At 41.7% G+C, this 11954-nt stretch carries 12 protein-coding genes; 7 read left to right on the plus strand and 5 right to left on the minus strand.

Going from position 1 to position 11954, the window contains the following annotated elements; translation table 11 throughout:
* Positions 1 to 160: 160 nt before the first annotated feature.
* The 6 genes from PN466_RS21115 (at position 161) to PN466_RS21140 (ending at position 4056) form a co-directional block, all read left to right on the plus strand.
* The gene (locus PN466_RS21115; protein ID WP_271943555.1) at positions 161 to 565 is read left to right on the plus strand and encodes a DUF302 domain-containing protein; all 405 of its coding nucleotides are present in this window, start codon (positions 161 to 163) and stop codon (positions 563 to 565) included.
* Between the two features lie 193 nt (positions 566 to 758).
* Complete coding sequence (locus tag PN466_RS21120; protein WP_271943557.1) at positions 759 to 1739, plus strand: arsenic resistance protein; 981 nt, start codon at positions 759 to 761, stop codon at positions 1737 to 1739.
* Positions 1740 to 2044: 305 nt separating this feature from the next.
* Entirely contained in the window at positions 2045 to 2602 is a 558-nt protein-coding gene (locus tag PN466_RS21125; protein ID WP_271943558.1) for a Uma2 family endonuclease, read from the plus strand.
* Positions 2603 to 2804: 202 nt separating this feature from the next.
* A complete protein-coding gene (locus tag PN466_RS21130; RefSeq protein WP_271943561.1) occupies positions 2805 to 3425 on the plus strand; it encodes a hypothetical protein in 621 nt (206 codons plus the stop codon).
* A 57-nt stretch (positions 3426 to 3482) separates the two neighbouring features.
* Positions 3483 to 3824, plus strand: a complete 342-nt coding sequence (locus PN466_RS21135) for a DUF6883 domain-containing protein (protein ID WP_271943566.1) — start codon at positions 3483 to 3485, stop codon at positions 3822 to 3824.
* Positions 3825 to 3837: 13 nt separating this feature from the next.
* Positions 3838 to 4056 (plus strand): DUF4926 domain-containing protein, encoded by a 219-nt coding sequence (locus PN466_RS21140; protein ID WP_271943569.1) that lies wholly within the window; start codon positions 3838 to 3840, stop codon positions 4054 to 4056.
* A gap of 189 nt (positions 4057 to 4245) precedes the next feature.
* On the opposite strand, the gene PN466_RS21145 is transcribed toward PN466_RS21140, so the two are convergent.
* Both PN466_RS21145 and PN466_RS21150 read right to left on the minus strand, forming a co-directional pair.
* Complete coding sequence (locus tag PN466_RS21145; protein ID WP_271943572.1) at positions 4246 to 7077, minus strand: GUN4 domain-containing protein; 2832 nt, start codon at positions 7075 to 7077, stop codon at positions 4246 to 4248.
* A 28-nt stretch (positions 7078 to 7105) separates the two neighbouring features.
* Positions 7106 to 7417, minus strand: a complete 312-nt coding sequence (locus PN466_RS21150; protein ID WP_271943575.1) for a hypothetical protein — start codon at positions 7415 to 7417, stop codon at positions 7106 to 7108.
* A gap of 147 nt (positions 7418 to 7564) precedes the next feature.
* Between PN466_RS21150 and PN466_RS21155 the strand changes: the two genes are divergently transcribed.
* Complete coding sequence (locus tag PN466_RS21155) at positions 7565 to 9349, plus strand: ABC transporter ATP-binding protein (protein ID WP_271943578.1); 1785 nt, start codon at positions 7565 to 7567, stop codon at positions 9347 to 9349.
* 67 nt (positions 9350 to 9416) lie between these two features.
* On the opposite strand, the gene PN466_RS21160 is transcribed toward PN466_RS21155, so the two are convergent.
* From PN466_RS21160 to PN466_RS21170, 3 genes are all read right to left on the minus strand, one after another.
* Positions 9417 to 10721, minus strand: a complete 1305-nt coding sequence (locus tag PN466_RS21160; protein WP_271943581.1) for an HNH endonuclease — start codon at positions 10719 to 10721, stop codon at positions 9417 to 9419.
* A 90-nt stretch (positions 10722 to 10811) separates the two neighbouring features.
* Complete coding sequence (locus PN466_RS21165; protein ID WP_271943583.1) at positions 10812 to 10991, minus strand: addiction module protein; 180 nt, start codon at positions 10989 to 10991, stop codon at positions 10812 to 10814.
* Between the two features lie 43 nt (positions 10992 to 11034).
* A partial coding sequence (locus PN466_RS21170; protein ID WP_271943586.1) for an ATP-grasp domain-containing protein occupies positions 11035 to 11954 on the minus strand: 920 nt, incomplete at its 5' end.

An 11954-nucleotide genomic window follows, 5' to 3' on the forward strand; every position in this document is an offset into this window, starting at 1 on the left:
GGTTAACCCAAAAAGCCTAAAAAAAAAGATTGTATTTTGCACGTATGAGTACATATAGCTAACATAAACGCTTGACAACCAAATAGCGATGTTATAGCCTTAAGAAAGGAGGGACAACGGAGACAACCACCCTGACCACTGAAACAGAAGACAGAGGATTATGAATTACCACTTTAGTATTGTTTTAAATACAACCCTGGAAGAGGCGATCGCCCAAGTCACCGATGCCCTAAAACAAGAAGGATTTGGGATTTTAACCGAAATCAATGTCCAAAACGCCTTCGCCAAACATGGTATAGATTTTCATGACTATCGGATTCTCGGTGCGTGTCATCCCCAACTTGCCCATCGTGCCCTACAAGCCGATGACAAAGCGGGAACCCTCTTTCCTTGCAATGTTGTGGTGCAAGAGAGGGGAGAAGGAGCGGTTGAAGTCTCTGCGGTTAACCCCTTGGGAATGCTCAAAGCAGTTGAACATCCTGATGTCCAAGCTATGGCTGAAGAAGCCAGTCAGAAAATGGAAGCCGTTATTCGCTCTCTGAAAACGCCAGTGTTAACTGCATAGCAGTGAAAAGGGGCACTTTTAAGGGGAAAAATACCCATTACTAACATGAAGCGCTATAACTTGCACAGTCAAAACCACCCAGTTCTGGAAGATTAAATCTTTCCTCCAATTTAGGTCACCGTCTCCCCAATGGAATGATATGGAAATTGGGGAGAATTCTTGATCCACTGCCCTAATTTTAATTGAATCAATTATGTGGAAAATACTATCATTCTTACAAAAAAACTTAACTTGGTCAATTCCTATTTTTATGCTCTTAGGAGTTGTCTTTGGCATCGTTGCTAATCCATCGGGGCTTAAATCGCTCATCATTCCCCTGACCTTCTTAATGGTCTATCCGATGATGATCAACTTGCAAATGAAGAAAGTGATCTCCGGGGGAGACTATAAAGTTCAAGTTATTACCCAACTGATTAACTTTGGGATCATTCCCTTTTTTGCTTTTGGCGTGGGGAAACTATTTTTTAATGAGCAACCCCTAATCTTGTTGGGCTTACTGCTCACCTCCCTATTACCCACCAGTGGTATGACCATTTCCTGGACCGGTTTTGCTAAGGGTAATATCAACGCGGCGATTAAGATGACAGTGATTGGCTTAATCGTTGGCTCTATTGCGACTCCCTTTTATGCCAAATACCTGATGGGAACTGTGATTGAGATTCCCCTGGTTAGTATTTTTAAACAAATTATCATTATTGTCTTTTTACCGATGATTTTAGGCCAGGTGACTCAATTTCTGCTGATTCGGCAAGTGGGAATGGACAAATATCAGAAAAACCTGAAGAAAAAATTTCCTGTATTCTCCACATTGGGAGTATTAGGGATTGTGTTTGTCGCTATGGCGCTCAAAGCTAAATCGATTTTAGCTAATCCCGTAATGCTGCTCTCCTTGTTAGCGCCTTTGGTCACAATTTATGGATTTAATTTTCTGTTGAGTACCTTAATTGGTAAAGCTTTATTCGATCGCGACAATGCGATCGCCCTGGTTTATGGTACAGTGATGCGTAACCTGTCCATTGCTCTGGCGATCGCCATGACGGTGTTTGGTCAAGAAGGCTCAGAAATTGCCCTGATCATTACCATGGCTTACATTATTCAAGTACAAGCAGGTGCATGGTACGTCAAGTTTACTGACCGCATTTTTGGTAAACTCCCCACCTCAGAACCAGTTTAGACCCTTACAAACAACCATTTGATTAGGACTTACCATTACTGCGCCAAGCGTAGTGATGGTAACAGCATTTTTGATGCCATAGCACCCATGTTGAAGGAATAAAACTAGGATACCAATTTCTCCACTGGTTGGGGCGATAATAATCCGTTCTCCCTGGGGACTTCGTTCGGTCTAAGGTCGAGGGTTAGAGTAACTATAGTTTACGAACTAGGGTAAAAATCAGCAATAGCGTGAGTTTAGGATAACATTGACCGCAGGAAAACGTTATAGTTGAATCAACTTCAGTAAGATAGCACCTCACGACCATGACAAACGTTCAAATTCCCTGGACATCAGCCGATTTAGAACTGTTGCCCAATAACAATAACCGCTATGAAATTATCAATGGAGAATTGTACATGACTCACGCCCCCCATTGGAAACATCAGAAGACCATTGGTGAAATTTGCCGAATTTTAGGAAACTGGTCAAGCGAAACTCGATTGGGTGAAGTAATCTTCAATCCAGGGCTAATCTTTACTGACACCGATAATGTAATCCCCGATCTAGTTTGGATGGTGAATGAGAGGTTAAATAACTCTGTTGATGAATCGGGTCATTTTATTGCAGCTCCAGAGTTAGTGGTTGAAGTGTTATCGGAAAGTAAAACTGATGTTCGTCGGGATAAGGAAAGCAAGTTAAAATTATATTCTAATCAAGGCGTGCGGGAATATTGGATTGTAGACTGGCGATTAAAGACCGTAGAGGTTTATCGACGGGAACAAGCGAAGTTAGAGTTAGTGATGACCTTATTAGAGGAAGATGAGATAACGTCTCCTTTGCTTCCTGGTTTTTCTTGCAAAGTCAATAACTTTTTTACATAAGCTAACAAGACAAACCAATAATCTCTGTAAACCCGCCCTAACCCCACCAACAAATCAACAACAACATTAGTTTTTATATCCCAGTTCATTAATTGCAATTCAATCGCCAGTGCGGGTCTACAAAATTGATGGGTTAGTTGCATAAATATTGGTGAATCCGCCCCTACAGTAAAAAATATTCGTTCATTTTGAATTCAACTCTATGCCTAAATCTCCAGTTATTAAGTCCGACGAATCTTATACATTTGCGGATTACTTTAAGCTTAACTTTGCCCCGCAAGATATTCTGGCATATTTTGATGTTTCGCTACAACGAAAATCGCTAAAACTTCCAGAATATACGGGCGAATTGGATCGCCTGGAGGACTTGAAAAATCGGATTGAAGAAAGTCTCCCGCGTCTGAGTTTAACTAGCGAAATGGCGAGACGAGAGTTTCTCATTGCTCCTGTTTTAACTGACGTGATGCACTATACTGAAGCCACGCTCAATGTGGAGTATCCCGTTGCCGTGAACAATCAATTGAAAGGCTCCTTAGACTATCTGCTCCAGAATAAGCAAACCTTGTTAGTCATTGAAGCAAAAAATGAGGATCTAGAGCGCGGTTTTCTGCAATTAGCTATTGAATTAATTGCCCTAGAACAGTGGTTTGAATCCGAGCAAACAATTTTACAAGGTGCTGTTTTAACGGGTAATATCTGGCAATTTGGTCAATTTAATCGTCAATCTCGGACAGTCACTCAGGATCTCGATCTCTACCGCGTCCCTGCTGACTTAAATCATCTACTGAGAGTCTTGGTTGAGGCAATTAATTATGGATCGTAAAGCCAAACCGAGTAGTGCTAACTTTATCGATGAGATGCTACAATTCAAGTAAACTAGATGACAGCCAATCGACTGCCCAACCCTGAAAATGCCATTATTGAAGATGCAAAGCTGGCTGGCTATTGTCTTAATCCGAATCATGTAGATGGTAAGCATAAAGCTCGCGTCTTTGCATCTGCTTTGGACTTAACTCTTGAAAATTCTGACGAACTCAAACAAGCTCTGCTATTCGCTGTTAAAAGTTATGATGCTATTCCTGACAAAGCTAATGCTTATGGACAAAAATATATTATTGATTTTTATTATACGCGAGGTGATAAAACCGCTACAATTCACAGTGTGTGGATGGTACGCAACAACGAAAACATTCCTCGTTTAGTGACTTGCTATATTCTTTAATGGAGCATAGACTATGAAACTTCTAGATGTGGTTGCCTTACTCGAAAATTTACCAGAACTGGGACTCTATCGAGGGCAAGTTGGAACCATTGTCGAACAATATGAACCTCAAGTGTTTGAAGTGGAATTTAGCGATAATGACGGGAAAGCCTATGCTATCGAGACCCTCAGTAAACATCAACTCATGGTACTGTATCACCATCCGATAAATCCTGAAAAAATAGCTATTTGAATCACCAACAAGAAGCAACTTATTTTCTACCAAGGCAACAGGTAATAAAATACTGAAAGCCTAGGAATACTCGACTAAATGGATTAATAATAAATTTTAATTTTCTTGTGAGTTCCATATTTTTTAAAATCTAAGAAAGAGATAAAAAAAGGAGTGAGTATCCCAACTCGCCGCCTTCCCCACCTAACATTATCCCCCCCATAATCGCGGCAGATGACCTCGTTGTGAGTTTTTATTAAAAGTGAATTGATGGGGATAGGAGCAATAAGAGCCATGCTTGCGCCAACCAACATACTCTGCCAACTTTTGAAAATTCCCGTGATCATACCCTGCGAATTTACCTCCTTTGTTAAGCCAGATTTCTTTTTGAATGCTAAAACCAAACTGCTCACCGCTATACTTGACCCATAATCGATCAATTTTCTCTAGGTCTTTAGAAGGAAAGTCTATGTAGAGATCGCGGACACTATCTTTATTTTCTAACACCATAATTTGATAAAAAATAAATGTTGTTTCTTCATTTGCCTCATACCAATTCTCTTCTTGTAATAAGGTTTCTAGTCTCTCACAAAATGTCTCTTCAGAGCATTTATCTTTAGACTTTCTCAGTTCCCACTGAAATCCGCTATCTGCTTCACAGTTTGACAGAAAATGACGCATTTTCTCGAACCCTTCCCGAAATCGTTCGGGATTACCTTTCTCGGCAAACTTTAAGCGAAATATCTCTTGCCATTGCCCTTGATTTTTATTTTCTATATTTGCCCACAACTCAGTTAATGCAGCCCAAGCTTTTTGGTATAGACGATAAAGCTTGTCTGTATCTTCTGGTAGCCGGACTGCTGGAAAAATCTGGGATAAATTCTGTGAAACTCGATACTCTCGCTTGCCTTCTTTCAAGTGATGGCTCACCTCAATTAATCCAAAATTAATCGCTCGTTTAATCTGTTTTTGTTCGTCCTCTCTACTCGATAATTGTCCTTTACAGACTGCTGTTAACGCTGCCATCGGCACGTTAATTTCATAAATAGAACAAGCGCTGATAATTTTGGCTAAGGCATTGTCAACGGGTGGGTAGAGATCCCCCTCCCAAATAATGCTCCATTTCCATTTCTCTGGATGATTTTCCCATTCTGTTAATATCTCTTCGGCATTTGCTTGAGACAATACATCCTTGTTTAACATTTCCAACAAGCGAGGATTGCCAGCCGAAAGAGTGAGAGTGCGTTGCAGCAACTCTTCGTCTAGTTCTGCCGAACTAAAGTGTTCTAAACGTCGCAACTTCTTCTGAAGGTCGGCATGATGGAAACTATCCAACGGTTGAATAAAAAACTTATCTAATCCCTGCCAATCAAACTGATAGCGACAGGTGATAATAATTCGGTGTTCGGTTCCAGCACTCTCAATGGCCCAAACCAAGGCCTCCAAAACTCTCGCAGCACTCGGTTGTAGCCTGTACTGTTCTCCTTTTAGCTCTAAACTCCACTCAAAGTCATCCAGTACCAGTAAAAACGGCTGCTGACGGGTGGTCAGAAATACATTCCGCAGGCGATATTTTAGCTCCTCAGTTCCCTCTCGAAGTTCTTGACGCTCTTCGGCACTTCCCAACTGGTCGCAGAGTTTACGAACTAGGCTCGGTTCAGCGATGGGTTGGCTCTTACGTCCCCAAATAATGGCTTGAGGGAAGTATGATGAAAGACGATCGCATAATCGAGCGGCGATCGCACTTTTTCCCCATCCTCCCATACCCGCGAGCATCACCCCAACTTTCCTATTATCTGGAGATTTAAGCACCCGCAAGCAATTTTGCAACTGACGACGACGACCCACAAACTCCTTGCGGGGTATCAGGGGAAGTTCTTGGGTTTGTTCATCAATAAATTTGGGCTGCACAGAAGATGGTGGAGCAGGTTCCCGTCGTCCCTCTCTGCTGTTGCGCTTGGTGACCAAAGCACCAGGAAGCGTGGAGGTATACAACCGCAATAAATGCCATTGCTTCCCGCAAAGTTTATCCGATCTCGTTTCACCTTGGGTTAAACTTGCCTGTTTCAAGAGAAGTTGATAGGTTCGACCCAAAGCTTCTACTAATGTTTGACCGGCTGAAAGTTCCCCATAGAGAGTCGCTGCTGCGGCTGAAGCTTCCGCATCGTTAACCCGGTTTCCCCATCCCAAAACCGCCATCACTCCATCTTGAACCAACGCTTCAGCCATGGAAAATACAGTCTGCTCATTAGAATATCCGGTTTGGCAACCCGACAAAAATACCAACGGAGAATGGTTATAGGGCAAAACATCAGCAATATCCCGACTATCACAATCTCGGCGGTCTCCATACTCATCTTCCGTGAGAAAATAAGGCGTTTCATCGGTAATCGTTGCATGACCGGTTAAATGAACAATATCAAAGGGGTCGCTTTCGGCATCAATCAACTCTTGCAACTCGTCGAGACAACCACTTTCTTCCACTACCAAGCGCAGGTCTTTAGCCATCCCTTTCGTTGCCGTTAAAATTTGTCCTTCTTCTGCCTCAAAATCCAGCACCCGATCAAAATTCCGTGGTGACGAAGCCATAAACAGCAGATTCAAAAAGCGAGGTTTGGGGTCTTCTTCGACTCGGAGCTGGTCGTGTTCTTGTACCCAACGCACTGGCACAATGGGAGGTCGGCATTCTACCAAGAATCGTTTCCCGTTATGCAAAACTTCCCAAGGCAAATTCGCTAACCTCCCCGATGTGGAAATGGCCAGAACAATTTGCCTTCCGCGACTGTTCCGAGGCGGTTTATCGAGAGCTGATTGTAAAAACCGCTCTCCTCCATCCAACCAGTTAAACAGTCGTTGCCCTATTTTCTGATAGGGTGTGGGCAGTGAGGTGTAATATTCTTTCTCTACTTGTTCAAGCAATTCTTCAATCTCAGCCAAAGGCCGTATCCGTTCCTGTGCCTGATTGGGGTTATCCCAGAAGAACCGAAACCGAGCCTGATTTTCTCCCACAGGAGTCAATTCAATATGGAGAATTTGAGCCATTTGAGAATTAACAATGAATACTTTTAGTTTACTCCAAGAGTTCTTTAATCTGCTCGATTGTGGCATCTTTGAGCAGCAAGCGGCGACCGTCATCGGTGACAATCATGACTTTCTCCAGCTTGCGTCCTGAGTCTTTCTTCTGGGACTTCTGATACCACTCGTAGAGTTGCTTGGCGATCGCCATTGTTCCCCCGACAATACCCACAATAGTGGCGATTGTGGTTAATACCTCCGCTCTCTGGGGTTCATCGAGGGTTTCATAACTCCCCTCAATCCCAGCAATATTGAGTAACTCCTCAGTTGCTATCTCTGCATCTTGACCAACAATTTCAATCTTCATGGGTTAATCTCCCAGTAATCTCTCTAGTTGAGTGTTTTCTCTCCATTTTAGAAGCTATAGAAGACACCACGAACATTCACCAGTGAAGAGTTCAATTCTATTGCTACACTCATTAAGTACGATTTCATCTACCCTACCCCGAACTCTGTGACTTCTAGTTCTTCTCCTCTTCAGCGTTTAATTCAGTATAGCGGCCCCTATCAGAATCAAGTCCGGTTGGCGATCGCAACTTCGATCCTCAACAAAATCTTCGATCTTGCCCCTCCCATCCTGATTGGGATCGCCGTGGATGTGGTGGTTAAACAGGAAAATTCGGCGATCGCCGCTTTGGGAATTACTAGCGTTTTTACCCAACTCTTACTCCTCACCCTTCTGTCTGCCCTGATTTGGGGATTGGAATCTGCGTTTCAATATGCCTATGAACGGTTGTGGCGCAATTTAGCCCAAACGATTCAACATCATCTACGTTTAGATGCCTATAGTCATTTACAAAATCTGGAAATTGCCTATTTTGAAGACCGCAGCACCGGCGAGTTAATGGCGATTCTCAATGATGATATTAACCAATTGGAGCGCTTTTTGGATGTGGGAGCCAATGAAGTAATCCAAGTGGCGACGACTGTTTTAATTATTGGCTCGATGTTTCTGATCCTAGCACCGGAAGTTGCTTGGATGACCCTTGTCCCCATGCCGTTTATTATTTGGGGTTCGATCGCCTATCAAAAGTTTCTCGCTCCCCGCTATACGAAAGTGCGCCAAAATGCGGGTTTTCTCAATCATCGTTTAGCGAATAATCTCAGTGGCATTACCACGATTAAAAGTTTTACCGCCGAAGAATACGAAGTCAAGCGGGTCGGCCAAGATTCAACTGCCTATCGACGCTCGAATGAGGAGGCGATCGCCTATTCTGCGGCGTTTATTCCTCTGGTGCGGATGTTAATTTTACTTGGTTTTAGCTGTATCCTACTCTATGGAGGTTTGGAGGTCACGAACGGGAATTTAGCCGTGGGAACCTACAGCACCCTAGTGTTTATGACTCAACGGTTACTTTGGCCCCTTACTCGCCTCGGAAGTACCCTGGATTTATGTCAGCGTGCCATGGCTTCAACTCGCCGGGTAATGGCATTATTAGATACGCCGATCGCCATTCATACGGGAGATATTCCCCTTGCCTTGGAGACGGTGCGCGGTGAAGTGGTGCTGAAAGAGGTCAGTTTTTCCTATCGCGATCGCCTGCCGATATTAAACCAGGTCTCTTTGACCATTCCTGCGGGCAAAACAATTGCTATTGTTGGCTCAACGGGTTCGGGAAAAAGTACCTTAGTTAAGCTCCTGTTGCGGCTCTATGAAGTTCAAAATGGTTCAATTACGTTAGATGGTCTAGAGTTGCAAACACTACAGCTAGAAGATTTGCGGCGCTGTATTGGGTTAGTCAGCCAAGATGTGTTTTTATTCCATGGAACGGTGGCAGAAAATATTGCCTATGGGACGTTTGATGCCTCTGAACCCGATATTATTGCGGCGGCAACGTTGGCAGAAGCCCACGACTTTATCATGGAGCTACCGCAAAAATATGATACCATAGTTGGGGAACGAGGTCAGAAATTATCCGGAGGACAGCAGCAAAGATTGGCGATCGCTCGTGCCATTGTTAAAAATCCCCCGATTCTGATTCTGGATGAAGCCACATCTGCGGTAGATAATGAGACAGAAGCAGCCATTCAGCGATCGTTAGAGAGAATAACTCAAAATCGGACGACGATCGCGATCGCTCACCGACTTTCCACCATCCGCAACGCCCATTGTATCTACGTCATGGAGCGCGGTCAAGTTATTGAATCCGGTCGTCATGAAGCATTATTAGAACACAATGGGGTCTATGCTAGTTTATGGCACATTCAAATGGGAGAATCTATTTTAGCCCAATCCTAATTAGGTCAAACCTGGACTGCGATCGTTTATAGTCTATTAGGAGCTGGTAGCGATGGTTATTAATGGATTAAGAGTCTAATGATATGTATGGGGAATCTTGTAGAATTTCAGATAACTCAGCAATCATTTCAGGAGTACTCCAAGTCTTACTGCTAAGTTGTTGTATCCACAACAATTTTCTCTCATCTGAGGAGAGAGTTTCAAAATCTATATAATATTCGTCACCACTATCTAGTGTGTAAATACATCTTGTTGTATAATCTATTGACCAATGGATGTATTGATCATTGAACATTGTTTGCAACCTAACTAAATCGACAATAAAGCGATTTCCTTGTGTAGTAACAAACCAATCTTCAAAGTTTTGTAGTAAATATTCTTGAATCTCAGGGACACTTACATCTAGATAATTATTACACATCTCAGCAATCTTTTTGTAATCCTGAGTTTGAGCATAGGAATTACAAATTTGAATTAATTGGTTCATTTCTTCTCTATTTTCTTCCTCTTCACTCTCTTGGTTGTGTTGCTTTGAATCATATAACTCATCTTCATTAATTTCTATAAAGCAATCAGATTGAGTATCTCTTGAACATTGAATAAAATATTCAATTTCTTGTCGCCATTTTGTCCAAGTACGGACTTTACAAGCATGGTCTTGTAACTGATCAAGATTAGCACCACACTGATATGCTTCCTCCAAGAGCTTAAGGCACAGCCATTCATTGAGATAATTCAATCTTTTCCGCAGAATGCCTCGTATATAAAATAGTTTCTGGATGTAAGGCTTAGTCTTCTCTAATTTCTTTGTTTTACAAATTCCTCCAATTTTAGACCAAGCATAACTAATGCTCTTTTGAGTCACTTGGCCATTGTCATATTCTAAGTATTGTGTAGTCGCAATACGCATTGCTTCCATAATTTCATCAGCATTATGCTGTCTCAACAATTTCTTTAAACTTTTTAGTCCTTGCTCAGAAAGTTTATATGGCTCAACCAACTCTGCCCAAAACTCAGCAACTTGCTCAATCAAATAGTGATCCAGTTCAAGTAATCCCCTTTGCCAATCCATCATCATCTCAATTTGCTCACGCCGTTCTTGAAGTTCTTCCATTTGTGTGCGCTGGCGGTCGATGATGGTGGTATCTGCTAAAGTTCGATCACTTTTGCCTAAATTGCAGTCTACACAGGATGTAATAAGATTTAATAAGTCGTTAGTTCCACCTTGAGAGACTGGATTAATGTGATCTACATGAAGGGTAACATCAGGTGCTTTCTTTCCACAGTACTGGCAAGTAAATTTATCTCGTTTGAAAATCTCAAACCGAATCGACTTAGGAATAGGTTGTCGCTTAGATCCTTGATGACTCATATAGCTCTGTGCGATAAGACTCAATTTATCAAAAACTCCTGCTAGTGAGAATATTCTATTAGAGCTTTGATTTCATGATTATAACAGTTGTCAGACTTGAGCAAGTACTTCTTCTCCTGGAATCGGTTTTACTGTACCGCTTCTGATTTCATCAATGTGTTTTTGTGCTTCTTCAATCCAAAGTTCTTGAATTCTTTTCTCTACTAAAAGCACTCGGTCAGAATTCGGTAAGCTCATTGCTTCATTGAAAATTTCATCTACAGTCCGCATAACTCTATCTCTCCAAAAGTACGCTACTGCAATTTTAATCTATTTAAATTAAAGCTTGTACAATTAATTGATACATTGAGTTAACTAGGGAAAGATTCCTTAGTTTGAATAAGTTTGGGTATAGACCAGGAAAAGTATTTTCATCCACGATGATAGGATGATCTTCATGCCAAATCATATCAAAACCAATGACTTCATAAGACATCGCATGATAAGCTAAACTTGCTAACTGTTGATGTTGCTGTTTCAAATTACCTAGATCGACCTCTCCACCTATTTCATCGGAATCATAGACTTTCTGAAAAGAGCGACTTTCAAAAGAGTTACTAAAGTTAGAAAATCGACTTGATTTTTTTCTATACCCATACATGACTTCTCCATTGATAAGGGTTGTACTCAGCCAATCTTGAGGATTGTTTTCATAGTATTTTTCTAGAAGTATACCCTCATTTAAATTAATGCCTCTTTCCTGTTCCATGAATTCAATAATATCACGCAGTCTCGAAAAATCATCGATCAGCGTCACTCCTTTACCAAATGAACCTTTCCTTGGTTTAAGTAACGCATAGCCCCACTTATCTAAAATTGGCTTTGCCAAGTACAAGTTTCTATTATTTATTAATATAAAATCTGAGACTTTTACACCCTTTTGTTTTAAGGTAAGATGAGCAGTATATTTATCTAGAGCAACTTCAAAAATATAAGGATTAGGAATAACTTTTACAGTGCAGGCCAATGTTTTGAGGAGTTCTAAAACATATAAGTTACTTTTGCAAGAGATACTGTTTGGCTTTCTAACTTCACCATACCAGAAGAAGAGATCTAATATCAAGTCCGATGAATAAGTTACGATATAAATGAAGAGTGTCCAAGCAAAGCAATGCCCCGACTCCTTAAGATAGTCCCCCACCAGAGTAGAGAGTCCCTGGGCGTAGCCTACCATCAAGCAAAAGAGGGCCCAGA

Source organism: Roseofilum reptotaenium CS-1145 (genome assembly GCF_028330985.1).
Classification (GTDB): domain Bacteria; phylum Cyanobacteriota; class Cyanobacteriia; order Cyanobacteriales; family Desertifilaceae; genus Roseofilum; species Roseofilum reptotaenium.